This is a genomic window from Stenotrophomonas sp. AG209 (genome assembly GCF_003550055.1).
Taxonomy (GTDB): Bacteria; Pseudomonadota; Gammaproteobacteria; order Xanthomonadales; family Xanthomonadaceae; genus Stenotrophomonas.
This window is the reverse complement of sequence record NZ_QXDB01000001.1, coordinates 83777-107497: the sequence shown is the minus strand read 5'-3', so window position 1 is coordinate 107497 and position 23721 is coordinate 83777. Positions and strand designations below refer to the sequence as shown.

23 protein-coding genes are annotated in these 23721 nt (G+C 67.8%); 12 read left to right on the top strand and 11 right to left on the bottom strand.

Translation table 11 applies throughout. The features are described 5' to 3' along the window. Positions 1–102 precede the first annotated feature (102 nt). A complete protein-coding gene (locus DFO63_RS00515) occupies positions 103–564 on the top strand; it encodes a DUF4304 domain-containing protein (protein WP_049444848.1) in 462 nt (153 codons plus the stop codon). 64 nt (positions 565–628) lie between these two features. On the opposite strand, the gene DFO63_RS00510 is transcribed toward DFO63_RS00515, so the two are convergent. From DFO63_RS00510 to DFO63_RS00500, 3 genes are read right to left on the bottom strand one after another with little or no spacing between them, the layout of a single operon-like run. Further along, positions 629–883 carry a DUF6587 family protein gene (locus DFO63_RS00510; RefSeq protein ID WP_101765381.1) on the bottom strand — a complete coding sequence of 85 codons (255 nt, stop codon included), beginning with the start codon at positions 881–883 and terminating at the stop codon, positions 629–631. Beyond that, positions 883–2748: a ferrous iron transport protein B gene (gene feoB, locus DFO63_RS00505; RefSeq protein WP_049444844.1), complete on the bottom strand. Its 1866-nt coding sequence runs from the start codon at positions 2746–2748 to the stop codon at positions 883–885. Before feoB ends, DFO63_RS00510 begins: the two co-directional genes overlap by 1 nt. After that, a complete protein-coding gene (locus tag DFO63_RS00500; RefSeq protein ID WP_005409473.1) occupies positions 2745–2999 on the bottom strand; it encodes a FeoA family protein in 255 nt (84 codons plus the stop codon). The genes feoB and DFO63_RS00500 overlap by 4 nt, the downstream gene beginning before the upstream one ends. 119 nt (positions 3000–3118) lie before the next feature. On the opposite strand from DFO63_RS00500, the gene DFO63_RS00495 reads away from it, so the two are divergent. From DFO63_RS00495 to DFO63_RS00470, 6 genes are all read left to right on the top strand, one after another. Continuing rightward, the gene (locus DFO63_RS00495) at positions 3119–3907 is read left to right on the top strand and encodes an enoyl-CoA hydratase/isomerase family protein (RefSeq protein ID WP_049444841.1); all 789 of its coding nucleotides are present in this window, start codon (positions 3119–3121) and stop codon (positions 3905–3907) included. Between the two features lie 2 nt (positions 3908–3909). Then, entirely contained in the window at positions 3910–4311 is a 402-nt protein-coding gene (locus DFO63_RS00490; RefSeq protein WP_101765378.1) for a VOC family protein, read from the top strand. Further along, positions 4308–5204 carry a hydroxymethylglutaryl-CoA lyase gene (locus DFO63_RS00485; protein ID WP_049444837.1) on the top strand — a complete coding sequence of 299 codons (897 nt, stop codon included), beginning with the start codon at positions 4308–4310 and terminating at the stop codon, positions 5202–5204. Before DFO63_RS00490 ends, DFO63_RS00485 begins: the two co-directional genes overlap by 4 nt. Positions 5205–5304: 100 nt before the next feature. After that, positions 5305–6075, top strand: coding sequence for an SDR family oxidoreductase (locus tag DFO63_RS00480; RefSeq protein ID WP_119006193.1), 771 nt, complete (start codon positions 5305–5307; stop codon positions 6073–6075). Between the two features lie 49 nt (positions 6076–6124). Beyond that, the gene (gene yeiP, locus DFO63_RS00475) at positions 6125–6691 is read left to right on the top strand and encodes an elongation factor P-like protein YeiP (protein ID WP_005409468.1); all 567 of its coding nucleotides are present in this window, start codon (positions 6125–6127) and stop codon (positions 6689–6691) included. After that, positions 6681–7217 carry a hypothetical protein gene (locus DFO63_RS00470; protein WP_101765377.1) on the top strand — a complete coding sequence of 179 codons (537 nt, stop codon included), beginning with the start codon at positions 6681–6683 and terminating at the stop codon, positions 7215–7217. The genes yeiP and DFO63_RS00470 overlap by 11 nt, the downstream gene beginning before the upstream one ends. Before the next feature lie 47 nt (positions 7218–7264). Here the strand turns inward: DFO63_RS00470 and DFO63_RS00465 are convergent, their stop codons facing one another. The 4 genes from DFO63_RS00465 to DFO63_RS00450 all read right to left on the bottom strand — a co-directional run bounded on the left by DFO63_RS00465 (position 7265) and on the right by DFO63_RS00450 (position 12751). Then, positions 7265–7960: an MliC family protein gene (locus tag DFO63_RS00465; RefSeq protein ID WP_119006192.1), complete on the bottom strand. Its 696-nt coding sequence runs from the start codon at positions 7958–7960 to the stop codon at positions 7265–7267. A gap of 83 nt (positions 7961–8043) precedes the next feature. Continuing rightward, entirely contained in the window at positions 8044–8436 is a 393-nt protein-coding gene (locus DFO63_RS00460; RefSeq protein ID WP_119006191.1) for a nuclear transport factor 2 family protein, read from the bottom strand. Then, a complete protein-coding gene (locus DFO63_RS00455) occupies positions 8417–11566 on the bottom strand; it encodes a multidrug efflux RND transporter permease subunit (protein WP_119006190.1) in 3150 nt (1049 codons plus the stop codon). Before DFO63_RS00455 ends, DFO63_RS00460 begins: the two co-directional genes overlap by 20 nt. A 36-nt stretch (positions 11567–11602) precedes the next feature. Next, positions 11603–12751, bottom strand: coding sequence for an efflux RND transporter periplasmic adaptor subunit (locus tag DFO63_RS00450; RefSeq protein ID WP_119006189.1), 1149 nt, complete (start codon positions 12749–12751; stop codon positions 11603–11605). A 129-nt stretch (positions 12752–12880) separates the two neighbouring features. Here DFO63_RS00450 and DFO63_RS00445 point away from each other — a divergent pair, with 129 nt between their 5' ends. Both DFO63_RS00445 and DFO63_RS00440 read left to right on the top strand, forming a co-directional pair. Beyond that, entirely contained in the window at positions 12881–13597 is a 717-nt protein-coding gene (locus DFO63_RS00445) for a response regulator (RefSeq protein WP_170871718.1), read from the top strand. Then, positions 13597–14673, top strand: a complete 1077-nt coding sequence (locus tag DFO63_RS00440; RefSeq protein ID WP_075674586.1) for an ATP-binding protein — start codon at positions 13597–13599, stop codon at positions 14671–14673. Before DFO63_RS00445 ends, DFO63_RS00440 begins: the two co-directional genes overlap by 1 nt. On the opposite strand, the gene DFO63_RS00435 is transcribed toward DFO63_RS00440, so the two are convergent. The 3 genes from DFO63_RS00435 to DFO63_RS00425 all read right to left on the bottom strand — a co-directional run bounded on the left by DFO63_RS00435 (position 14651) and on the right by DFO63_RS00425 (position 18238). Beyond that, positions 14651–16447 carry a DUF4105 domain-containing protein gene (locus tag DFO63_RS00435; protein WP_119006188.1) on the bottom strand — a complete coding sequence of 599 codons (1797 nt, stop codon included), beginning with the start codon at positions 16445–16447 and terminating at the stop codon, positions 14651–14653. The genes DFO63_RS00440 and DFO63_RS00435 overlap by 23 nt on opposite strands. Positions 16448–16487: 40 nt before the next feature. Continuing rightward, on the bottom strand, positions 16488–16787 hold the full coding sequence (locus DFO63_RS00430) for a DUF2388 domain-containing protein (RefSeq protein WP_049408767.1): 300 nt from the start codon (positions 16785–16787) through the stop codon (positions 16488–16490). Between the two features lie 62 nt (positions 16788–16849). Further along, positions 16850–18238 (bottom strand): FAD-binding oxidoreductase, encoded by a 1389-nt coding sequence (locus DFO63_RS00425; protein ID WP_119006187.1) that lies wholly within the window; start codon positions 18236–18238, stop codon positions 16850–16852. 176 nt (positions 18239–18414) lie between these two features. Here DFO63_RS00425 and serA point away from each other — a divergent pair, with 176 nt between their 5' ends. After that, positions 18415–19656, top strand: a complete 1242-nt coding sequence (serA, locus tag DFO63_RS00420; RefSeq protein ID WP_049444818.1) for a phosphoglycerate dehydrogenase — start codon at positions 18415–18417, stop codon at positions 19654–19656. Positions 19657–19734: 78 nt separating this feature from the next. On the opposite strand, the gene DFO63_RS00415 is transcribed toward serA, so the two are convergent. After that, positions 19735–20349: an NUDIX hydrolase gene (locus DFO63_RS00415; protein ID WP_024958329.1), complete on the bottom strand. Its 615-nt coding sequence runs from the start codon at positions 20347–20349 to the stop codon at positions 19735–19737. Positions 20350–20482: 133 nt separating this feature from the next. Between DFO63_RS00415 and DFO63_RS00410 the strand changes: the two genes are divergently transcribed. Next, positions 20483–21958, top strand: a complete 1476-nt coding sequence (locus DFO63_RS00410) for an amino acid permease (RefSeq protein ID WP_119006186.1) — start codon at positions 20483–20485, stop codon at positions 21956–21958. Positions 21959–22040: 82 nt separating this feature from the next. After that, positions 22041–23468, top strand: a complete 1428-nt coding sequence (locus DFO63_RS00405; protein ID WP_119006185.1) for an amino acid permease — start codon at positions 22041–22043, stop codon at positions 23466–23468. The last annotated feature ends 253 nt before the right edge of the window (positions 23469–23721 follow it).

Here is a 23721-nt window from a genome sequence, read left to right as displayed (position 1 = left end):
GTGGATGAAATACGGGCCACGTTCCAGTGTCGCGTTTGCCAATTGACCGCCAGGCACTGCGCCTCAAGGCTGTGGGCCCCGCTTCCGGCCCAGGCAAAGCCCATGAAATCCTCGACCGTCTTCAGCAAGTGCGCCCGGAAGACCGGCTTTGCCGGCACGTCGACGACCCGCTACCGCTTGCTGGATGCCGCCCTGCTTGTCGTGAATCACCAACGCGCCAGCGAAAGCCGGGGTTTCTATGTGAATGCCGGGCTCTACTTTCCAGAGCTGCTCGAGTACCCCCTCGCGCCTGACGATCTTGAAACGGCTTTCAGGTACCGCTCCAGCATCCCCACGCCCCATGTCGACTGGCGGATCGAAGAAACGCCGGGCCTGCGCCGGGCGTTCATCCAGCAGGACCTTGACGACCTGTTGGAGGCCGGAAACCGTGACGGACTGAAAGGCCTGCTGCTTGATGCCCTGGCCGACGTGGCGGGCTTCGCGGCAGCCCATGGAAACCGCGAATCGGTGCGGCGACTGAATCAGGACGGAAACTTCCGCGCGCTCATCCGCAGAGAGGTCTAGTAGATCCACGCCATGCGTGGATGCGGGAGCGTGCGAACCAAGGTTCGCACCTACCAAGGCAGAGTCAGTGCTGTTTGGGCGGCGTCGGTCCGCAGCTGTCGCAACCGCCACAGGCACCACCGCCGCCCGTGGCCGGCGGCGCGATTTTCCGCCCCAGCGCCTGCGCCCAGGCCGCGCGGCCCGGCTTCAGCAGGGCCAGCGCCAACGCCCCGCGCAGCTTGCGCACCGTGCCGGGGAACTGCTTCTTCAGCACCACCCAGGCACTGACCAGCACGGCCACCGCGATGATCAGGTACTGCAGCAGCAGGCCGGTATCCATCAGCCGCCTCCCAGCGCCCTGGTCACCTGGTAGGTGATCAGCGCCGCCACGTAGGCCGCAGCAAACAGGTAGAACGCCGAGAAGGCCATCGTCTTCCACGAATTGGTCTCGCGCTTGATGGTGGCCAGCGTCGAGATGCACATCGGGGCGTAGATGTACCAGACCAGCAGCGACAGCGCGGTGGCCAGCGACCAGCCGTCGCTGATCAGCGGGGTTAGCGCCTGGCTGGCGGCATCGTCATCGGCCGCCGACAGCGCGTACACGGTCGCCAGCGAGGACACCGCCACTTCGCGCGCAGCCAGGCCCGGAATCAGCGCGATGCAGATCTGCCAGTTGAAGCCCAGCGGCGCGAAGAACACCGCCATCGCATGGCCGATCTGGCCGGCGTAGCTGTAGTCGATCGCCGGCATCGTGGCGCCAGCCGGAGCGGCCGGGAACGACAGCAGCACCCACAGCAGGATGGTCAGCGCCAGGATGATGCCGCCGACGCGCTTGAGGAAGATCATGCCGCGCTCGTACAGGCCGACCGTCAGGTCACGCACATGCGGCAGCCGGTACGACGGCAGCTCCAGCATCAACGGATGCTCGCTCTTGTCGCGGCGCCACTTCTTCATGATCCACGACATCGCCAGCGCGCTGAGGATGCCGGCCGCGTACAGGCCGAACAGCACCAGGCCCTGCTGGTTGAACACGCCCCACACCGTCTTCTGCGGAATGAACGCACCGATCAGCAGCGCGTACACCGGCAGGCGTGCGGAACAGGTCATCAGCGGCGCCACCAGGATCGTGGCAAGGCGGTCACGCGGGTCCTGGATGCTGCGCGTGGACATGATGCCCGGCACCGCGCAGGCGAAGCTGGACAGCAGCGGGATGAACGAACGGCCGGACAGGCCGGCGGCCGCCATCATGCGGTCGAGCAGGAATGCCGCACGCGGCAGGTAGCCGGATTCCTCCAACACCAGGATGAAGAAGAACAGGATCAGGATCTGCGGCAGGAACACCACCACGCCACCGACGCCGGCGATGATGCCGTCGGTCAGCAGGCTGGCCAGCGGGCCTTCCGGCAGCACGCTGCCGACGAAGGCGCCGAGCCAGGCGAAACCGGCCTCGATGGCGTCCATCAGCGGCGTCGCCCAGGCGTACACCGCCTGGAAGATCAGGAACATCACCACCGCCAGGCTGATCAGGCCGAACACCGGGTGCAGCAGCCAGCGGTCCAGCGCGTCGTCGATCTTCGCGGTCCGCGCCGGCATCCGCACGGCCACCGACAGGATCTGGCGCACCTTGGCGTGGTAATCGATGCCACCTTCCGGGCCCGGCACCGGCGCATCCAGGTGCGGCACCATGGCATCCAAGCGCTCGACCAGCGCCTTGGCACCCTGCTTGCGCACCGCCACGGTCTCCACCACCGGCACGCCCAGCTCGCGCTCCAGCGCCGCCACGTCCACCTGGATGCCGCGGCGCTGGGCCGCATCGACCATGTTCAGGGCCACCACCATCGGCTTGCCCAGTTCGCGCAGTTCCAGCGCGAAACGCAGGTGCAGGCGCAGGTTGGTGGCATCGATCACGCACAGCAGCACGTCCGGCGCGGCTTCGCCCGGGTAGAAGCCCCGGCACAGGTCGCGGGTGATCGCCTCGTCCAGGCTGGCCGGCTGCAGGCTGTAGGCGCCCGGCAGGTCAAGCACGGCGAATTCACGGCCGGACGGCGCGCGCAGGCGGCCTTCCTTGCGCTCGACGGTGACGCCGGTGTAGTTGGCGACCTTCTGGCGGCTGCCGGTCAGCTGGTTGAACAGCGCGGTCTTGCCACTGTTGGGGTTACCGACCAGCGCGATGCGCAGGGGGGCGGTGGCGGTGGTAGCGGTCATGCACGTCGTTCCTGGCTGGCGGCGTCGACCACGACGCGCTTGGCTTCACTGATCCGCAGCGCGAACCGGGTGAACCCGACCTGCACCAGCAGCGGTTCGCCCCCCACCGGGCCCTTGGCCACCAGGCGCACCTCCTCGCCCTTCACGAAACCCAGCTCGCGCAGGCGACGGGCAATGGCATCGTTGGCATGCAGGTCCTGCACGGACTCGACCACGGCCGAGGTGTGCAGCGGCAGTTCGGACAGCGTCATCTAGCGTGTTCTCTGCTGGATGTAAATGGTTCTCGATTCTAACATTCCCGCGTCGCGTCATGGCCCATGACCAATGGCCCGCTATGATCCATACAGGTATGGAGTGACCCTGGAATCCCATGAACGATGCTTTGCAGATCGAGCGCAGCGGCGCCACCCTCACTCTCTGGCTGAACCGGCCGGAGCTGCACAACGCCTTTGACGCCAGCCTGATCGCCCGGCTGACCGCCGCACTGGAAGCCGCCGGCCGCGACGATTCGGTCCGGGCCGTGGTGGTCGCCGGCCACGGCGCCTCCTTCTCGGCCGGTGCCGACATGCAGTGGATGCGCGGCATGGCCGCCGCCAGCGAGGCCGACAACCGCGAGGACTCGCTGGCCCTGGCGCGGCTGATGCGCACCCTGGACGAGCTGCCCAAGCCGACCCTGGCCCGGGTCCACGGCGCGGCCTTCGGTGGCGGCGTCGGCCTGGTCGCCTGCTGCGACATCGCCATCGCCAGCACCTCGGCCCGCTTCGGCCTGACCGAAAGCCGCCTCGGCCTGCTGCCGGCGGTGATCTCGCCCTACGTGATCGAGGCCATCGGCCCGCGCCAGGCGCGGCGCTGGTTCGCCACCGGCGAGCACTTCGACGCCGATACCGCACTGCGCATCGGCCTGGTCCACCAGCTGGTCGAGCCCGAGCGCCTGGACGAGGCGCTGGAGCGGCAGCTGGCCCTGCTCGACAAGGCCGGCCCGATCGCCTCGTCCACCGCCAAGCAGCTGGTCCGGCAGGTCCGCGACAGCCATGACCGCGACGCGCTGGATCGGGATAATGCCGCCCTGATCGCGCGCCTGCGGGTGTCCGCCGAGGGCCAGGAAGGCCTGGGCGCCTTCCTCGACAAGCGCGCGCCCCACTGGGTCACGGAAGCCTGAACATGCTCGATCATCTTGGTTTGACCAGCGCCGACCTGGCGCGCAGCAAGACCTTCTTCCTGCAGGCACTGGCGCCGCTGCAGATCGGCGTGATGATGGAAGTGACCGCCGAACAGACCGGCGCGCACGACCACATCGGCTTCGGCAGCGACGGCAAGCCGTTCTTCTGGCTCGGCAATGGCGGCACCGCCAGCCACGGCGTGCACGTGGCCTTCGCCTGCACCAGCCGCGACCAGGTGGACGCCTTCCATGCCGCCGCCCTCGCCGCCGGCGGCCGCGACAACGGCGCGCCGGGCCTGCGCCCGTGGTACCACCCCGACTACTACGGCGCCTTCGTGCTCGACCCGGACGGCAACAACATCGAGGCGGTCTGCCATCGCCCCGTCAGCGAGGTGGCCGCATGAGCGACTACGTCCGCATCGTCGAGGTCGGCCCGCGTGACGGCCTGCAGAACGAAAAGCAGTCGGTGGCCACCGCCGACAAGATCGAACTGATCAACCGCCTGTCGGCCACCGGCCTGCGCAGCATCGAGGCGACCAGCTTCGTCAGCCCGAAGTGGATCCCGCAGTTGGCCGACGCCGCCGAGGTCTACGCCGGCATCCAGCGCCGGCCCGGCATCCACTACCCGGTGCTGGTACCGAACGAACAGGGCTACGACCGCGCCCGTGCGGTGGGCGTGGAGGAAGTGGCGGTGTTCACCGCCGCCTCCGAGGCATTCAACCGTACCAACACCAATGCCGGCATCGACGAATCGCTGGCCCGGTTCGAGCCGATCCTGCGCCGCGCCGCCGCCGATGGCGTGCGCGTGCGCGGCTACGTCTCCACCGTGCTCGGCTGCCCCTACCAGGGCGAGGTGCCACTGGCCGACGTGGTGCGGGTGGCGCGTGCCCTGCACCAGATGGGCTGTTACGAAATCTCGCTGGGCGACACCATCGGCGTCGGCACCCCGCGCAAGGCACGGGCGATGCTGCAGGCGGTTGCCGCCGAGATTCCGATGGCGGCACTGGCCGTGCACTTCCACGACACCTACGGCCAGGCCATCGCCAACATCGCCACCTGCCTGGAAGAAGGCGTGCGCGTGGTCGACAGCGCGGTGTCCGGCGCCGGTGGCTGCCCGTATGCCAAGGGCGCCAGCGGCAACGTCGCCAGCGAGGATGTGGTCTACCTGCTGCAGGGCCTGGGCCTGGACAGCGGCGTGGACCTGCCGGCACTGGCCGAGACCGGCCGCTGGCTGGCCGGCCTGCTCGGCCGCGCCACCGCCAGCCGCACCGGGCAGGCGCTGGCCGCCGCCGGCTGACCGTTGCGCTGCGCCGCCCCGTAAAGGCGGCGCAGTGCACAACAGCGGCGGTCGCGGCTTCCGTTAGAATCGGCGGTTCTCGAACCTGCAGGACCGTTCAATGCAGCTGTCTTCCGTACGTGCCGTGATCACTGGCGGCGTTTCCGGCCTCGGCCTGGCCGTGGCCCAGCACCTCGTCGCCCAGGGCGGCAAGGTGGCCCTGTTCGACCTCAACGACGACAAGGGCGCCTGCGCCGTTGCCGGGCTGGGTACCGACAAGGCCCGCTATTTCAACGTCAACGTCAGCGATGAAGCGGCCGTCTCGGCAGCCATCGACCAGGCCCACGATTTCCTCGGCGGCCTGAACGTGGCGATGAACTGCGCCGGCATCCTCGGCGCCGGCCGCGTGCTGGGCAAGGAAGGCCCGATGCCGCTGGCCGGCTTCCAGGGCACGGTGATGGTCAACCTGGTCGGCAGCTTCAACGTGGCCAAGGCCGCGGCCAACCGCATGCAGCACAACGAAGCCGGCACCGATGGCGAGCGCGGCGTGATCATCAACACCGCCAGCATCGCCGCCTATGAAGGCCAGATCGGCCAGGCCGCCTATGCAGCCAGCAAGGGCGGCGTGGTGTCGATGACGCTGCCGATGGCGCGCGAACTGTCGCGCTTCGGCATCCGCGTCAACACCATCGCCCCGGGCGTGTTCTGGACGCCGATGGTGGATGGCATGCCCGAGGCGGTGCAGCAGTCGCTGGCCGCGTCGATCCCGTTCCCGTCGCGCCTGGGCAAGCCGGAAGACTTCGCCAGCCTGGTCGGCTTCATCCTCGGCAACACCTACCTCAACGGCGAGACCATCCGCCTGGACGGCGCTACCCGCCTCGCTCCGAAGTGATTCCCCCCGGGCGCCGGGACGGCGCCCTCCCCCAACGACCTAGATCACCATGAAAGCCAACGACATCAAGAAGGGCAACGTCGTCGAGTACAACAACGGCGTGTACCAGATCCGCGACATCGAGCGCAGCTCGCCGCAGGGTCGCGGCGGCAACGTCCGCTTCCGCTTCATCATGTACAGCGTGCCGGGCGGCAACAAGCTCGATGCCAGCTTCGATGCCGACGACAACCTGGTCGAGGTCGAACTGCTGCGCCGCCAGTCCACCTATTCGTACAAGGATGGCGATGCGTTCGTGTTCCTCGATGACGAGGACTACACCCCGTACACCCTGGACGCGGACGTGATCGGCGACGACGCCGGCTACATCACCGACGGCCTGACCGGCATCTACGTGCAGGTGATCGACGAGCAGCCGGTGGCGATCCAGCTGCCGGCCTCGGTGGTGCTGGAAGTGATCGAAACCCCGCCGGAACTGAAGGGCGGCACCGCCACCAAGCGCCCGAAGCCGGCCAAGCTCAACACCGGCATCGAGATCATGGTGCCGGAGTACATCGTCAACGGCGAACGCGTGCTGGTGAACACCGCCACCGGCGAATTCGCTGGCCGTGCCGACTAAGCGCCTTGCGCTGATCGGCTGCCTGTCCCTGCTTGCGGCGTGCTCGCCGCAGGCAGCGGACAACGCTGCCGACGCCACGCCGAAGGCCACTCCGGCCGTGACGGCCGCACCTGCGGTGGAGGCACCGGCCGCCGTCGAGGCCACCGCCAAAGCGGAGCCCGCTACCGACCTGACCTCAGGCGATGAAGAGCTGGACAAGGCACGTGCGGCTGCCGGTTGCCCGGTCCCAGGCGATGTGTACGACGCCGATGACGTGCGCATCTACTGCGCGATGCCGGCCGACGTGCAGGCCTTCCTCGCGCGCGAGAACACCTGCCAGCATTTCGCCGGCGAAGAGCCGTACGACGACGAGCGTCGCCGCGAACTGGAAGAGGCCAGCGTGAAGTACTGCGAGGGCCGCGAGAAGATCTTCACCGATCTGGTCGCGCGTCATCGCGGTGACTGCGCTGTCCGCGCAGCGCTGATCGGAATCAACACACGCTATGACCTGGACTTCGATCTCGACCTGAAGCCCTGCGGGGGCTGACCCCTCGATGATGTAGAGCCGAGCGTGGGCTCGGCTCTACAGATGGCTTACGGCTGCTTCGCGCCGAAATTGCCACAACCGTGGTACTGGCGGGTGCCGATGGTCAGGTTCACCTTGGCATCGAATGCCTCGCCACTCATGTCGTCCTGGCAGGTGGTGCGCTGGAAGCTGAGCTTGACGTCGGTGCCATCAGACGCCTTGCCGCTCCAGCCGTCAGCGCCTTCGGTGGGTTTGGCCACATCGAAGCGACGCTCGCCATAATCGACTTCCACCTGCAGGCCCGGCGCATCGCCATCAACGACTGCAAGCCAGCCGGGTTCATTGCCGGTGGCACGGAACGCGGCATTGCCGGCGCTGCCATCGCCTTCGGTGGCTTCGACCGCATGGCACTCGCGATCGGCTTCGCCCTTCAGGCTCAACAGGCCGTCATCGCTGCCCTTGGTCCAGAAGCTGTTGCCCTTGCCATCGCCGTACTTGGCACCCGACGCCGCACGCTCGGAGGTCATGGCGAAGGTGCGTTCGCCAATCACCACCGTGGCCGCATCCTCGCCGTTGAAGGTCGCGCGCACGCTCAGATCACCACACTGGTAAGTGGTCTCGCTGCCGGTACCGGCGCCGGCGGCCGGTTCGGGCGCGGCCGGCGGCGCGGCATCATTGCCGCTCGCGGCGGGCGGCTGTGCCGGCTGGCACGCGGCCAGCACGAACCCGAGGGAGGCTGCCAAAAGACTGGGAACTACACGCATGGCTCGACTCCTTGTCGACACTACAGGGATCTTCGACCCTACCACCTGCCGGTGAGCGCGGCCTGAAAGCGGCCTGAGCGCGCTCATGCGGCCAGCACCGCCATCGACAACAGCTGCGCACCGCTGCCGCCGGAACTGCAGGTCCAGACCCGCAGCAGGCGCAGCTTCAGCTCATGCTCCCGGCCCTGCCGGCACACCGCCAAGCGCACATCGCTGGACAGCAGCGCCAGACGGCCACACAGCAGCGTTTCCGCCGCGCGCAGCTGCAGGCTGCGCACCTGCAGGCTGCCGGCCAGCCAGTCACCCAGCCACGGCAGGTCGAGCATGCGCCCGCCCTGCCCGTCCATCATGAACAAGGCTGGCGATACCAGCGCGGTCAGCGCATCGTGATCATTCTCCAGCAACGCCGTGCACAGGCGCTGCTCCAGCGCCAGCAACTGCCGCTCGTGCAGATCTTCAACGATGTCCCGTTCCATCCACGGTTCCTTCCGGCATCGGCCGGCGCCTGCGCAGGCGCTGCGCGATCCACTGCCGCGCGCCCTGCACCACTACATAGAAGACCGGCACGAAGAACACCGCCAGCACGGTCGCACTGACCATGCCGCCGAACACGCCGGTTCCGATCGCCTGTTGTGTTTCCTTCGACGCACCCTGCGCCAGCATCAGCGGCACCACCCCCAGCGCGAACGCCAGTGAGGTCATCACGATCGGCCGCAGGCGCAGGCGCGCCGCCTCCAGTGCCGCCTCGACCAGTCCGCGCCCCTGCTGCTGCAGCTGCCGCGCGAACTCGACGATGAGGATCGCGTTCTTGGCCGACAGCCCGATCACGGTGATCATGCCGACCTTGAAGAACACGTCGTTGGGCATGCCGCGCAACAACACGGCGGCGACCGCGCCGAGCAGGCCCAACGGCACCACCAGCATCACCGCCAGCGGAATCGACCAGCTCTCGTACAGCGCCGCCAGCACCAGGAACACCACCAGCATCGACAACAGCAGCAGCCACGGCGCCTGCGCCCCCGACTCACGCTCCTGCAGCGACTGGCTGGTCCACTGCAGGGCGAAGCCGGACGGCAGCTTTTCGGCCAGCCGTTCCATCTCCGCCATGGCCTGGCCGGTCGACACGCTGGAGGCCGGGGCGCCGGACAGGTTCAGCGCCGGGAAGCCGAGATAGCGCTGCAGCTGCAGCGGCGCCTCGGTCCAGTGCGGGGTCACCAGTTCGGACAGCGCCACCATGCCGCCCTCGCTGTTGCGCACATAAAGCTTCAGCACATCCTCCAGTTCCATGCGATGCGGCGCATCGGCCTGCAGGATCACCTGCTGCAACCGGCCCTTGTTGGGGAAATCATTGACGTACTGCGAGCCCATTGCCGCCGACAGCGTGCTGCTGATGTGTTCGAAGCCCACGCCCATCGCCTCGGCCTTGGCCCGGTCGATGTCCAGCCGCACGCTGGTGCCGGCCGGCAGGCCATCGGCATGCACCTCCGACAGCAGCGGGCTGGCCTCGGCCAGCTTCAGCAGCTGCTGCAGGGCCGCGCGCAGTTCGGCCTGGCTCTGCCCGGTGCGCGCCTGCAGGGCGAGCGAGAAGCCGGACGAACGGCCCAGGCTGTCGATCGCCGGGGGCATCACACTCATCACTTCGCCCTCGGCAATCGCGGCCATCGCCTTCTGCGCAGCCTCCACCTCGCCGGCCGCGGTGGCGCCTGCGCGCTCGCCCCAGTCCTTGAGCATGGTGTAGGTCAGCGCCGCGCTCGGGCCGGAACCGGAGAAGCTGTAGCCGAGGATCGACTGGTTGGAGCCGATGCCCGGGCGCGACGCCACATGCCGCTCGTAGGCTTCGACCACCGCCAGCGTGCGTTCGGCAGTGGCTTCTGCCGGCAGCTGGATCGAGGTCATGAAATAGCCCTGGTCCTCTTCCGGCAGGAATGCGCCCGGCAACCAGTGCAGGCCCAGCAGCAGCGCCGCCACCAGTGCGGCGAAGACTCCCATCACCCGCCCGCTCCGTTGCAGCACCGAGGCCACGCCACGCTGGTAGCGCCCGGTCATCTTCTCGAAGCCACGATTGAAGGCACCGAACAGCCCGCCACGACCATGGTGGCCATGGGTGTTCGGGCGCAGCAGGGTCGCGCACAGCGCCGGCGTCAGGCTCAACGCCAGCAGCGCCGAGAACAGGATCGACACCGCCATCGCCACGGTGAACTGGCGGTAGATCGCGCCCACCGAGCCGCTGGCCAGGGCCATTGGAATGAACACCGCGGTCAGCACCAGGGTGATGCCGATCACCGCACCGGTCAGCTCGCGCATCGCCTTGATGGTCGCCTCGCGCGGCGGCAGGCCCTCCTCGGCCATGATCCGTTCCACGCCCTCGACCACCACGATCGCGTCGTCGACGATGATGCCGATCGCCAGCACCATGCCGAACATGGTCAGCACGTTGATCGAAAAGCCCAGCGCCAGCATCACCGCAAAGGTTCCGAGCAGCGCGATCGGTGCGACCAGCGCTGGAATCAGCGTGTAGCGCCAGTTCTGCAGGAACAGGTACATCACCGCGAACACCAGCAGCATCGCCTCCAGCAACGTCTGCACCACCTTCTGGATCGAGATCTTCACGAACGGTGCGGTGTCGAACGGGATGCTCGCCTCCACGCCGCGCGGCAACAGTGGCGCCAGTTCGGCCATGCGCTCACGGACCGCCGATGCGGTACGCACCGCATTCGCACCCGGGCGCAGCTGCACGCCGGCGGCGGTGGCCGGATGGCCGTCCTCGCGGGTGCCCCAGGCATAGCTCTGCGCGCCCAGTTCAACGCGGGCGACATCACCCAGCACCACCCGCGAACCGTCGGCCCCGGCACGCAACACGATCGCCGCGAACTGTTCCGGCGTGGACAACTGGCCGTCGGCGCTGAGCGGCACGGTGATGCGCTGGCCCGGAACACCCGGCGAATCACCGATGCGTCCGGGCGAGATCTCCAGGTTCTGCTGCTCGATGGCGGTCGCCACATCGCCCATGGTCAGGCCGTAGCCGGTCAACCGGGTCGGGTCCAGCCACACGCGCATCGCCTGCTCGGCACCAAACAACTGCACGCGGCCGACGCCATCGATGCGACGCAGCTCTTCGATGATGTTGCGCGCCATGAAATCGCCCAGCGCCGCCTCGCTGACGCTGGCATCCGGCGAACGCAGGCCAACCAGCATCAGGAAGCCGGAATCGGCGGCCTCCACGAACAGGCCGTTCTGGCGCACGCTGCGCGGCAGGCGCGGCTCGATCGCCTTGATCCGGTTCTGCACGTCCACCTGCGCCAGCTCCGGATTGGTGCCGGGCTTGAAGGTGGCGGTGATCGAGGCTTCGCCGGAGGTGTCCACCGACGACTCGAAGTACAGCAGGTGCTTGACGCTGGACAGCTCGCGCTCGATCAGGCCGACCACCGCATCATTCAACGTCTGTGGGCTGGCACCCGGGTAGCTGGCATAGATGCTGACGCTGGGCGGCGCGACCGCCGGATAGCGCTCCACGGCCAAGCGCGGAATCGCCAGCACGCCGGCCAGGATGATGAAGATCGCCAGCACCCAGGCGAACACCGGGCGATCGATGAAGAAACGTGCCATGTTGGATTTTCCTGGAGGGGCTGGCCCGGGAAAGGCTCAGCCCTTGCTGCCGGCCTGCACCGCACCGGCGCTGGCGACCGGCTTCTGCCAGTCGCGCGCATCGACCACCACGCCTTCCTGCAGGCGCTCCTGGCCCTCGACCACCACCTTCTCACCGGCCTTCAGGCCGGTGCGCACCAGCCACTGGCGATCAACACTGCCGTCCACCTCCAGCGTGCGGATCACCGCCTTGCCATCGGCACCGACCACCCAGGCATAGGCCTGGCCACCGGCGCTGCGCAGCACCGCCTGCTGCGGCACGGTCAACGCACTGGCCGGGGCACCCCGCGGTACCCTCGCGCGCACATACATGCCAGGCAGCAGCTGGCGCTGCGGGTTGTCGACCAGGATGCGCAGGATCACATCACCGGTACGTGCATCGACGTTGATGCCGGAGAACAGCAGCTGGCCACGCTCGGGCAGCGGCTTGCCGGCGGCACCGATGATCGTCACCGGCAGCTCGCCACCACCGGCGGCACTGCGCTGCAGCGACTCCAGCTGCGCCGCCGGCTGGCGCACATCCACGTAGACCTGGTCGATCTGCTGCACTACCGCCATCGGCTCGGCATCGGCCACGCCGACCAGCGCACCTTCGGTCACCAATGCCTGATCGATACGGCCGGCAATCGGTGCGCTGACCGTCGCATAGCGCAGGTCGAGCTGGCGACGGGACAGGATCGCGCGCGCTTCATTCACCGCCGCACGGGCTTGTTCGTACTCGGCACTCGCGTCGTCGCGATGCTGCTGGCTGACCGCCTGCGCGGCGGCCAGGGCGTGCAGGCGCTGCGATTGCACGCGGCTGCGGCCCAACGCCGCCTCGCTGCGCTGCAGTGCGGCCAGCGCCGAATCGACGTCGGCCCGGAACGCTGCCGGGTCAATCTGGAACAGGGCTTGGCCGGCACTGACTTCCGCCCCCTGGTCGAACAGGCGTCGCTGCACGATGCCGCCCACCTGTGCGCGGATCTGCGCGGTGCGCACCGCAGCGACGCGGCCGGGCAGTTCGTCGTCACGCTGCACTACCTGCGGGCCAACGCTGATCACGCTGACGCGCGGCGCCGCTTCGGGGGTGGCTTCGGGGGTGGAACAGGCCGTCACGGCCAGGGTGAGGGCCGCGATCAACGCGACCGGCGTCCTGAAGGTTCTCATTGCTGTGCACAATGCCGCGCAGGCGGCGGATAGGTTCTGAAGCGCGCAGTCTGCGTGGCGATGATGGGGTTTCGATGGAGGAACTGTGGAGATACGATGGAGGCAAGCACCTTATGGCCCCGCCCCTGCATGCATGCCTCCCCCGCCCTCGCCGCCCTCGTCCTGATCGTCGAGGATGAGGCCGAGATCGCCGACATTCTCTGCGCCTACCTGGAACGCGAAGGACTGCGCACGCTGCGCGCCGCCGATGGCCATAGCGCATTGGACCTGCACCGCAGCGCCCGCCCCGACCTGGTCCTGCTCGATGTGCAGCTGCCGCGCCTTGACGGCTGGAGCGTGCTGACCCAGCTGCGCCAGCGCGGCGAGACACCGGTGATCATGCTGACCGCACTGGACCAGGACCTGGACAAGCTGACCGCGCTGCGGATGGGCGCTGATGACTACGTGGTCAAGCCGTTCAACCCGGCCGAGGTCGCTGCGCGCGTGCGCGCCGTGCTGCGGCGTACGCTGCGCGCCTCACGCGTGGACGCGCCCACCGCGCTGCGCGTCGGCCCGTTGCTGATCGACTCAGCCACCCACGCCGTGCATGTGGAGGGCGAAGGCTACAGCCACGAAGTGCTGCTCACCCTCACCGAGTTCAAGCTGCTGCACTGCATGGCGCTGGCGCCGACCCGCATCTTCAGCCGCAGCGAACTGATGCACGAATGCCTGCCGGAAAGCGAAGCACTGGAGCGCACCGTCGACAGCCATGTCAGCAAGCTGCGCCGCAAGCTGGACGAAGTGGGCATGGTCAACGTCCCAGCCAGCGTGCGTGGCGTCGGCTACCGGTTGATGGCCGACCGCTGATGGCCCCCCTGCGCCGTTCCGGGCTGAGCCGCCACATCATTGTTTCGATGTCGCTGATGGTGATCGGCGTCATCGTGATGATGATCCTGTCATCGTGGCTGCTGTACGCGGTGCTGGTCGAGTTCTTCCCCGGCAGTGCCGAGGAGCCGGAAAGCTGGCTGCCGACCGGGCCGGAACTGGCATGGATGGTGGGCGTGATCCTGACCGGGCTGGCGCTGGCCATCGCCGCCTCGTTCCGCCTCGCCCACCGCATCCTGTCGCCGTTGAATTCGCTGGTGGACAGCGTGCGTGCGCTCGCGGGCGGCGACCTTGGTGCACGCGCCAGCGTCGAGGAAAATTCGCCCGGCGAAGTGGCGACCCTGGTCGAGGACTTCAATGCGATGGCGCGCCGCCTGCAGCACATGGAGAGCGAGCGCGCGATGTGGCACGCCGCCATCGCCCATGAGCTGCGCACGCCGGTGACGATCCTGCGCGGCCGCCTGCAGGGGCTGGCCGAGGGCGTGTTCCAGCCCGACGAATCCCAGTTCCGCAGCCTGCTGGCCCAAGTCGAAGGGCTGTCACGGCTGATCGAGGATCTGCGCGTGCTGAGCCTGTCCGACAATGCGCGGCTGGACGTGCGCCGCGCGCGCACCGACGTGGTGGCCGAGGTGCATTCGGTGATGACCCTGGTCGACCCGCAGTTCCGTGCCGCCGGCTTCGTGCTGGAGCTGGAAACCAGCCGCGAGGAACACAACGCGCACTGCGACCCGACCCGCCTGCGCCAGGCGTTGCTGGCGCTGCTGGAAAACGCGCGTCGCTACGCCAGCCCGGGCAAGGTACGGATCGCCGTGCACGACACGCCCGGCCACGTGCAGGTCTCGATCGAAGACGAGGGCCCGGGCATCGACCCGGAACTGCACACGGATATCTTCACCCCGTTCATGCGTGCCGATGGCTCGCGTTCGCGCCAGGGCGGCGGCAGCGGGCTCGGCCTGGCGGTGGTCAAGGCCATTGCCGATGCACACGGTGGCCGCGTCTACTGCATCCCGGGCAGCGCCGGCGGCAGCCGCTTCGTCATCGAACTGCCGCGCCAGTAGCCGTACCGGCTGCCTGCATGCGCAGGTGTGCACCGAGTGCGGCCAGATTGGCGTCGATCGCATCCATTTCCTCGCGCTGACGGATCGGCAGCTGCTGGCGCAGCTGCACGCGCAGTGCCTGCCACGCCGGGACCGCCTGCGCGCTGGCAGTGGCCACGGCCTCGGACAGCAGCGCCCGCTCGTCACCCAGCGGCAATCCATAGCCGCCGTCCTGCAGCAGCGTCCCCGGGCGCAGCCACTGCCCGCTCTGCTCCAGCAAGCCCCGCAGGCTGCGCGTTTCAGCGCTGTCCGGTGCGGCCAGCAGCTGCCGCTTGAGCACATCGCGTGCGCGCAGCTCGGCGCGCCGCTGCGCTGCCTGTTCCAGCAGCAACAGGCCGGCACTGGCACGCAGGTCACCCTGCAGCAGCCACGGTGCCCGCCGCTGCGCAGGCAGCTTCAACCAGCCGCGCACATCACGCGCGGGCAAGGCCAGCTGGGCCGCGGCCACTGCGAACAACTGCTGGTAGTGGTCGCGCGCCGAGGCGAAGTAGTAGCCCTGCGCCTGCGCTGCATTGCGGTCCGTCAGCACCCCCTCGTCGAGCACGCCCAGCCGCACCAGTCGCCGCTTCAAACCACGCGGGCTCAACTGGGCCAGCCCGGCCTCGCCCAGCCGCGGCACACCGGCCTGCAGCAGCTTGGCGGTTTCCACCGCGCAGTTGTTGCTGACGAAGTAATAGCGCCCGTCATAGCTCCAGTGCACCTGCGCGGTGCGCTCGAGCAGGCTGGCGATTTCGCCGCGGTCCAGCTGCAGCGGCAGCGACTGCAGCCCGCGCAGCTCGACCTTGGTGTACTCGTCCACCACCTGCTGCAGGGGCAGCACGAACAGCCGCGACGGATAGCCACCGGTCAGCCCGCGCCAGTTGGAAATCTGCACGTCACCCACGAAGGCGCGGAACGACAGCACGCGGTGGTACTCCAGGTCCAGGCGGCAGTCAGGCCCAGGTGCGCGGCCCGGTTTGCAGATCACCAGCCGCAGCATGCTGTGGCCCCAGCGACTCATCGGCTGCGCACTGCCTTCGGCGAACAGGTAGTCCACCGCGTAGACGCGCGCCGGGTCGAGCTGCAGCAGCGATGCAGCACCCTCCTCCGATTCGGCCTGCAGCAAGGGCAGCGTCGTGGAGCACTGCGGCTGTGGCAGCGACGGCGGTGTTCCGAAATGCGTCTGGTACCACTGCGCCAACGCCGGACGCCGGCAGGCGAACTCGCTGTCGAGCACGAAATGCTCGGCGTTCACGGCCAGGTACTCGGCCGGGTTCGTCAGCTCATAGACATCCGGGCTGCGGTCATGGAAATCGTTGCCGCCACGGCCGAGGTGCCAGGGCTTTCGCTGCCAGCCCGCGAGATCACGCCAACGCATGCTCTGCGACCAGTTCGCACCACCACGGTCTGCAACGTGGGTCAGCTCGTGCACCAGCGCGCTGCGGCGCGCACGGCGGGCGCCGGGCATGCCGTCATCCAGCAGATCGCGGCGCAACGTGATGCGGCCGCCGAACGCGCGGCCGTGCACCTTGGCGGGAAGGTCATCACTCCAGTGCACCTGCACCTGAGCCGGCAAAGCGCGCAGCAGGCCCTCCGGCAGCAGTGACTGCACGTCGGCGAGGGTCTGGCTGGCGAGCTGCTGCTGTGCAGGATCGAGACCAGACGGGTCGAGCTGCAGGCGATCAGCTGCATGCGCGACGTGGGCGATCAGCAGTAGAGCCACGCCATGCGTGGCTGCGTTCCGTGCAGATGTCATGGCGTTGCCGGCCAGCGGCCGGCACTACCCGAAGGCGAGATCAACGCGCCAGCAGCGCGCGGGCCAGTTCCAGGTCGCTCTGCTGCTGTGCGGCGGCGCTCTGCTCACGCAGGTGGACCAGCGCGGCCTGCAGGCGGGCGCCACGGATCTGGCCATCGCTGGCAACGAATGCAGCCGCATCATCGCGCGCAGCCTGCACCACCTTGTCGTCACCCGAGCTGCTGCCCGAGGAACCGGAGGAGGCACCGGTCGCCGAACCGGCCGAGGTGCCAGCGAAGCTGGAAGCGAAGCCGGCCAGCGGCAGGGACAGCAGGGCAAGCAGCAGAAGCGGACGGGTCATCGGTTCGAAGCCGGTTGTGAGAATGCGTGGAGCGTAACGGGTACGTGAAGGATTTGCCCGGTTCAGGCGTCGAACAGCTTGCCGGGATTCAGCCGCGCTTGGGGATCGAACGCGCGTTTGACCGCCTTCATCAGCGCGATCTCGGCCGGGCCGCGGGTGCTGTCCAGGTAGCCCTTCTTGACCAGGCCGATGCCGTGCTCGGCCGAGATGCTGCCATCGAAGCGGGCCAGCACCTGTGCCAGCAGCTTGGTCACGTGTTCGCACTGCGCCACGAAATCGGCGTCGCTGGTGTCGTCCGGCTTGAGCACGTTGATGTGCAGGTTGCCATCGCCGATATGGCCGAACCAGACCACGTCGAAGTGCGGGTAGGCCTGCCCGATCAGCGCCTGGGTCTCGGCCAGGAACGCCGGCATCGCCGAGATCCGTACCGAGACGTCATTCTTGTAGGGCGTGTAGCGCGCCAGCGATTCGGTGATGCCTTCGCGCAGGCGCCACAGCTGGGCAGCCTGGGCATCGCTGGCGCTGATCACACCGTCGCTGACCCAGCCGTTGCCCATGCAGTCCTCGAAGGCCGCCATCGCCGCGGCTTCCTGTGCCTCGTCGTTGGCCGCGAATTCGGTGACCACGTAATACGGGTGCACCTCGTCGAACGGCGCCTGCGCACCGTGCGCCAGCACGTGTTCCAGCGCGCGGTCGGTGAAGAACTCGAAGGCCTGCAGCTGCAGGCGCGCGCGGAACGCGGCAAACACCTGCATCAGCACTTCGAAGCTGGGCAGTGCCAGCAGCATCACATTGCTGGCCGGCGGCGGATCGGTCAGCTTCACCGTCGCCTCGACGATCACGCCCAACGTGCCTTCCGAGCCGATCAGCAGCTGGCGGAAGTCATAGCCGCTGGAGTTCTTGATCAGGCCCTTGTTGAGTTCCAGCAGCTGGCCATCGGCCGTGACCACCTTCAGCCCGGCGATCCACTCGCGGGTGTTGCCGTAGCGGATCACGCGGATGCCACCGGCATTGGTAGCGATGTTGCCGCCGATCGTGCAGGACCCGCGCGCTGCGAAATCCACCGGGTAGATCAGGCCGTGGTCCAGCGCGGCGTTGTGCACAGCTTCCAGCGGCATGCCGGCCTGCACCACCAGGGTGCGATCGACCGCGTCGTAGGCCAGCGCCTTGTTCATCCGTTCCAGGCAGAGCACCAGCTCGCCGTTGGCAGCCACCGCGCCACCCGAGAGACCGGTGCGGCCACCGGACGGCACCACGGCCACGCCCTCGCCTGCGCTCCAGCGCATCACCGCCTGTACTTCCTCGACCGTGGCCGGCAGTGCGATCGCCAGCGGCGCCGGCGTCCAGCGCCGGGTCCAGTCGCGCCCGTAATGCTCCAGGTCGGCCGGGTCGGTCTTCAGCTTCAGGCCGGGACAGGCCTGCTGCAGCGAGGCAATGCGGGAATCGGTCATGACGGTCCAGCGCGGTGCGTGAAGAACGGGCAAGCGTGCCAGCGGCACGCGCCAGCGTCCAGCCCTGCGGCCGTGCAGCGTGCAGATAGCTACGGATGCAACCAATTGCGCACTGCACCATGGGCGGCACGATCTGGCATAGTGGTCAGCCCCTGTCCCACTGGCCGTGTTGTCCCATGTCGCCGAAGAAGACCTCGTTCCCGAAGCAGGATATCCGCGTGCTGTTGCTGGAGGGGGTCAGCCAGACCGCCGTGGAGGTGTTCAGCGCCGCCGGCTACAGCCAGATCGAAGCGCACACCAAGGCGCTGCCCGAGGACGAACTGAAGGCCCGCATCGCCGAGGCGCACATCGTCGGCATCCGTTCGCGCACCCAGCTCAGCGCCGAGGTGCTGGCCGAGGCCAAGCGCCTGATCGCGGTCGGCTGCTTCTGCATCGGCACCAACCAGGTCGACCTGGACGCGGCCGAACTGGCCGGCATCCCGGTGTTCAACGCGCCCTATTCCAACACCCGCAGCGTGGCCGAGCTGGTGATCGCCGAGGCGATCATGCTGACCCGCGGCATCCCGCAGAAGAACGCCGAATGCCATCGCGGCGGCTGGTCGAAGTCGGCCAGCGGCAGCCATGAAGTGCGCGGCAAGACGCTGGGCATCATCGGTTACGGCCACATCGGTACCCAGGTCGGCGTACTGGCCGAATCGCTGGGCATGCAGGTGATCTTCCACGACGTGGAAACCAAGCTGGCACTGGGCAATGCCCGTGCAGCGGCCAGCCTGGACGACCTGCTGGCACGCGCCGACATCGTCACCCTGCACGTGCCGGAGACCCCGTCCACGCAGTGGATGATCGGCAGCACCGAGCTGGCGAAGATGCGCAAGGGCGCGCACCTGATCAACGCCGCGCGCGGCACCGTGGTGGACATCGCCGCGCTGGATGCCGCGCTGGCCAGCGAACACCTGGGTGGCGCCGCGCTGGACGTGTTCCCGGTCGAGCCGAAGGGCAACGGCGATATCTTCGAATCGCCACTGACCCGCCATGACAACGTGATCCTGACCCCGCACGTCGGCGGCAGCACGCTGGAAGCGCAGGACAACATCGGCGTGGAAGTGGCGGCCAAGCTGGTGCGCTACAGCGACAACGGCAGCACCCTGTCGGCGGTCAATTTCCCGGAAGTGACGCTGCCCGAGCATGCCGACAGCCTGCGCCTGCTGCACATCCACCAGAACGTGCCGGGCGTGCTGTCCAAGGTCAACGAGATCTTCTCGCGCCACAACGTCAACATCGACGGCCAGTTCCTGCGCACCGACCCGAAGGTGGGTTACGTAGTGATCGACATCACCGCCAGCGAGGAACAGGCCGCCGCCGTGCGCGACGAGCTGGCCGCGATTCCGGGCACGCTGCGCACGCGCATCCTGTACTGAAAAAAGGGGACGGAGGGGATTAAGTCGTTTGCGGCACATGCGCCATGAACGACTTAATCCCCTCCGTCCCCTTTTACCTCAACGTGCCAGCCAGCGACGGGCCATGCGCTGCATGGACTCATCCGATTCCGGATCGGCCGCGACTTCGGTCACCGGCCGCCAGGCCAGGTCGAGTGACTCCTCGCTGAGCACGAAGGCTTCGCCACCCAGCGCCCGGATCACGAAACGCACGTCGTAGTGCCAGTGCCCCGGCACGTCCTTGCGCTCCGGAATCCAGTGCTTGTCCAGATCGAAGATGGCCGGGTCTTCCAGCACCAGGCCGCTCAGTCCCGATTCTTCCTCGGCCTCCTTCAGCGCCACCTGGGCCAAGTCACGGTCGCCGTCGGCGTGGCCGCCCAGCTGCAGCCAGCGCTGCAGCTTGCGGTGGTGGGTCAGCAGCAGGCGCTGGCCATCGGCGCTGACCAGCCAGCAGCTGGCGGTGAAGTGGCCGGCCAGCCGTTCACGCCGGAACGGATCTTCCGGATCGTCCAGCAATGTGCCGAATTCGGCAGCCAGTGCGTCGTGGGCAGGCTCACGGCGGGCGTAGTCCCGCAGCAGGTCGCGCAGGCGATCGTCAAGCACGGCAAGGGTTTCGGCGGTCTGGCGCATGAATGGGGGCGGTCTGGAAAAATACTGCTCATTATCGCCGTTCATTGTTGCGATTGCGCTTGTGCGTTGGCTTCAGCTTTGGCTAAGGTACAGCGGGCCGTTCGCGCGGCCTTCACCATTCCAGGGTTGCCGGCAACGTATCGGTGGCCCACCCAATCCGATCACTAGGAAGTACTGCATGCTGAAAGCTCTGTTGAGGGTCAAGCCGGTTGAACCGGCCGGGCACGTCGATGCTGGCGAACCCATCGAAGGCAGCCTGGACGGCGAAGCCACGTTGAAACGGACCCTCACGGCTAAACACCTCATCCTGCTTGGCGTGGGTGCGGTGATCGGCGCTGGTATCTTCGTGCTGACCGGCCAGGCCGCGGCCAACCACGCCGGCCCGGCGGTCATGCTGTCGTTCGTGATCGCCGGCTTCGCCTGCGCCCTGGCGGGCCTGTGCTATGCCGAGTTCGCGGCGATGATGCCGGTCTCCGGCAGCGCCTACTCCTACTCCTACGCCACCCTCGGCGAAGGCATGGCCTGGTTCATCGGCTGGTGCCTGGTGCTGGAATACCTGTTCGCCTCGGCTTCGGTCGCGGTGGGCTGGTCGGCGTACCTGATCAGCTTCATCACCACCACCCTGCACATGCCGTTCCCGGATGCCCTGAGCGCGGCCCCGATTGCCTGGACCGGCAGCGAGTTCATCGCCTCGGGCAAGCTGTTCAACCTGCCGGCAGTGCTGATCGTGGCGGCGGTATCCGGCCTGCTGTACGTGGGCGTGACCCAGTCGGCCTTCGTCAACGCGATCATCGTGGCGATCAAGGTCACCGTCATCTGCCTGTTCATCGGTATCGGCGCAGCCCACATCGACCCGGCCAACTGGCAGCCGTTCATCCCGGAAAACACCGGTGTGCCGGGTGAGTTCGGCTGGAGCGGCGTGTTCCGTGCGGCCACCATCGTGTTCTTCGCCTACATCGGTTTCGATGCGGTCTCCACCGCCGCCGGCGAAACCAAGGACCCGCAGCGCAACATGCCGATCGGCCTGCTCGGCTCGCTGGCCGTGTGCACCATCGTCTACATCATCGTCTGTGCGGTGCTGACCGGCATGATGCCGTACCACCTGCTGGGCACCGACAAGCCGGTGGCCACCGCGCTGGAACCCTACCCGACCCTGTCGTGGCTGAAGACCCTGGTCGAGATCGGCGCCATCGCCGGCCTGTCCTCGGTGGTGCTGGTGATGATGATGGGCCAGACCCGCATCGCCTACACCATCTCCCGCGACGGCCTGCTGCCGAAATTCTTCGGCAAGGTCCACGCCCGCTTCCGCACCCCGTACGTCGCCACCATCGTGGTCGGCGTGATCGCCGCCGCACTGGCCGGCCTGGTACCGCTGAACGTGCTGGGCGAACTGGTCTCGATGGGCACCCTGCTGGCCTTCGCCACGGTCTGCATCGGCGTTCTGGTGCTGCGCTATACCAAGCCGGACATCCACCGCCCGTTCCGCGTGCCGGCGGTGTGGATCATCTGCCCGCTCGGCGCGGCGACCTGCCTGTTCCTGTTCTGGCAGGCGTTCGTGGTGCACTGGCACCTGTTCGTCGGCTGGACGCTGCTTGGCCTGCTGATCTACCTGGGCTACGGCATCCGCAACAGCAAGCTGGCCAAGTCGCCCTGATCCGCCTACGGGCCGGCCTCGTGCCGGCCCGTCCGTTTTCCCTGCGCGCCCCTGACGGCGCGCTTCGACAAGACCACCACACATGTTCAAGCAACTGTGGGCCACCAAGCACCCGCATGCCGCCCATGAAGACGCCAACGGCCTGAGCCTGCGCCGCCACCTCGGCCCCTGGGGGCTGACTGCCCTGGGTATCGGCGCGGTGATCGGCGGCGGCATCTTCGTCATCACCGGCCAGGCCGCCGCCAACCACGCCGGCCCGGCGATCATGCTGTCCTTCGTGCTGGCCGCCATCTGCTGCGCCTTCTGCGCCCTGGCCTACGCCGAATTCGCCTCGATGGTGCCGGTTTCCGGCAGTGCCTACACCTACACCTACGCCACCTTCGGCGAGCTCTCGGCCTGGTTCATCGGCTGGATGCTGGTGCTCGAATACGGCGTCTCCGCCTCGGCGGTCGCGGTCAGCTGGACCGGCTACTTCCTCAGCCTGCTCAGCCAGTTCGACATCCATCTACCGGCGGCACTGGTCAGCGCACCACTCGACGCGCAGCTGCGTCCGACCGGCGCGATCGCCAACCTGCCGGCTGCTGCGCTCGTGCTGCTGCTGACCTGGCTGTGCTACGTCGGCATCAGCAAGTCCTCGGCGATGAACATGGCGATGGTCGTGCTCAAGACCGGCCTGATCGTGCTGGTCATCGTGGTCGGCTGGAAATACGTGGACACCAGCAACTGGACTCCGTTCATTCCGGCCAATGAAGGCCCGGGCAAGTACGGCATGGAAGGCGTGCTGCGTGGCGCGGCGATGGTGTTCTTCGCCTACATCGGTTTCGAGGTGGTGTCGGTGGCGGCGCAGGAATCGAAGAACCCGCAGCGCGACATGCCGTTCGGCATGATGCTGTCGCTGGTGATCTGCACCGTGCTGTACATCGCCATGGCCGCAGTGATGACCGGCCTGGTGCCGTTCCAGCTGCTGGGTACCGACGAGCCGGTGGTGACTGCCGTGGCTGCGCATCCGCAGCTGGGCTGGCTGCGCTGGGTGGTCGAGGTCGGCGCACTGGTCGGCCTGTCTTCGGTGGTGCTAGTGATGATCATCGGCCAGCCGCGCATCTTCATGATCATGGGGCGCGACGGCCTGCTGCCGCCGGTGTTCACCAAGATCCACCCGAAGTACCGCACCCCGCACATCAACACCGTGATCACCGGTATCGGCATCGCGCTGCTGGCGGCGCTGTTCCCGCTGGATATCCTCGGCGAGCTGACCTCGATGGGCACGCTGATCGCGTTCGCGGCAGTGTGCGCGGGCGTGCTGATCCTGCGCCGCACCCAGCCGGACCTGCCGCGTCCGTTCCGCATGCCGATGGCATGGCTGATCTGCAGCCTGGGCGTGCTGAGTTGCCTTGCCCTGCTGTCGGCGATGACGATGCACAACTGGATGCTGATGGGTGTCTGGACGTTCGTCGGATTCGTGATCTATTTCTGCTACGGGTTCAGGCACAGCCGCCTGCGGGTGAAGTAGGGTTTTTGCATTGCAGGGCCTGCGGCCCTGCACCCGCCTTTGAAGCCAGAGCAACGGCAATGGCAACAGCTGGGTTGAGGGTTTGGCGGGGCGGGTTGGGTTCGCGGGGGACGCCGTGAACCCGTCCCTGGGGGCTTGGCCGCGGCTTGCTCGCGTGCGCTGTCCTGCGCACACGGCAAGACCGGGGTTGGGCCTCCTGCCCAACCCGCCCGAGGCATGCCTCGGGCCCATGCCGCGGACACCCCCGCGCCCC

What these genes read in the sequence shown, in the direction of transcription:
- DFO63_RS00500 (WP_005409473.1), bottom strand. Translation starts at nt 2,999, where the DNA reads ATGACGCTGTCCGAACTGCCGCTGCACACCTCGGCCGTGGTCGAGTCC.
- DFO63_RS00440 (WP_075674586.1), top strand. Translation starts at nt 13,597, where the DNA reads ATGGCCCCCCTGCGCCGTTCCGGGCTGAGCCGCCACATCATTGTTTCG.
- DFO63_RS00450 (WP_119006189.1), bottom strand. Translation starts at nt 12,751, where the DNA reads ATGAGAACCTTCAGGACGCCGGTCGCGTTGATCGCGGCCCTCACCCTG.
- DFO63_RS00485 (WP_049444837.1), top strand. Translation starts at nt 4,308, where the DNA reads ATGAGCGACTACGTCCGCATCGTCGAGGTCGGCCCGCGTGACGGCCTG.
- DFO63_RS00465 (WP_119006192.1), bottom strand. Translation starts at nt 7,960, where the DNA reads ATGCGTGTAGTTCCCAGTCTTTTGGCAGCCTCCCTCGGGTTCGTGCTG.
- DFO63_RS00405 (WP_119006185.1), top strand. Translation starts at nt 22,041, where the DNA reads ATGTTCAAGCAACTGTGGGCCACCAAGCACCCGCATGCCGCCCATGAA.
- DFO63_RS00510 (WP_101765381.1), bottom strand. Translation starts at nt 883, where the DNA reads ATGGATACCGGCCTGCTGCTGCAGTACCTGATCATCGCGGTGGCCGTG.
- DFO63_RS00410 (WP_119006186.1), top strand. Translation starts at nt 20,483, where the DNA reads ATGCTGAAAGCTCTGTTGAGGGTCAAGCCGGTTGAACCGGCCGGGCAC.
- DFO63_RS00460 (WP_119006191.1), bottom strand. Translation starts at nt 8,436, where the DNA reads ATGGAACGGGACATCGTTGAAGATCTGCACGAGCGGCAGTTGCTGGCG.
- DFO63_RS00495 (WP_049444841.1), top strand. Translation starts at nt 3,119, where the DNA reads ATGAACGATGCTTTGCAGATCGAGCGCAGCGGCGCCACCCTCACTCTC.
- DFO63_RS00515 (WP_049444848.1), top strand. Translation starts at nt 103, where the DNA reads ATGAAATCCTCGACCGTCTTCAGCAAGTGCGCCCGGAAGACCGGCTTT.
- DFO63_RS00415 (WP_024958329.1), bottom strand. Translation starts at nt 20,349, where the DNA reads ATGAACGGCGATAATGAGCAGTATTTTTCCAGACCGCCCCCATTCATG.
- DFO63_RS00445 (WP_170871718.1), top strand. Translation starts at nt 12,881, where the DNA reads ATGCATGCCTCCCCCGCCCTCGCCGCCCTCGTCCTGATCGTCGAGGAT.
- feoB (WP_049444844.1), bottom strand. Translation starts at nt 2,748, where the DNA reads ATGACCGCTACCACCGCCACCGCCCCCCTGCGCATCGCGCTGGTCGGT.
- serA (WP_049444818.1), top strand. Translation starts at nt 18,415, where the DNA reads ATGTCGCCGAAGAAGACCTCGTTCCCGAAGCAGGATATCCGCGTGCTG.
- DFO63_RS00455 (WP_119006190.1), bottom strand. Translation starts at nt 11,566, where the DNA reads ATGGCACGTTTCTTCATCGATCGCCCGGTGTTCGCCTGGGTGCTGGCG.
- DFO63_RS00480 (WP_119006193.1), top strand. Translation starts at nt 5,305, where the DNA reads ATGCAGCTGTCTTCCGTACGTGCCGTGATCACTGGCGGCGTTTCCGGC.
- yeiP (WP_005409468.1), top strand. Translation starts at nt 6,125, where the DNA reads ATGAAAGCCAACGACATCAAGAAGGGCAACGTCGTCGAGTACAACAAC.
- DFO63_RS00490 (WP_101765378.1), top strand. Translation starts at nt 3,910, where the DNA reads ATGCTCGATCATCTTGGTTTGACCAGCGCCGACCTGGCGCGCAGCAAG.
- DFO63_RS00435 (WP_119006188.1), bottom strand. Translation starts at nt 16,447, where the DNA reads ATGACATCTGCACGGAACGCAGCCACGCATGGCGTGGCTCTACTGCTG.
- DFO63_RS00430 (WP_049408767.1), bottom strand. Translation starts at nt 16,787, where the DNA reads ATGACCCGTCCGCTTCTGCTGCTTGCCCTGCTGTCCCTGCCGCTGGCC.
- DFO63_RS00425 (WP_119006187.1), bottom strand. Translation starts at nt 18,238, where the DNA reads ATGACCGATTCCCGCATTGCCTCGCTGCAGCAGGCCTGTCCCGGCCTG.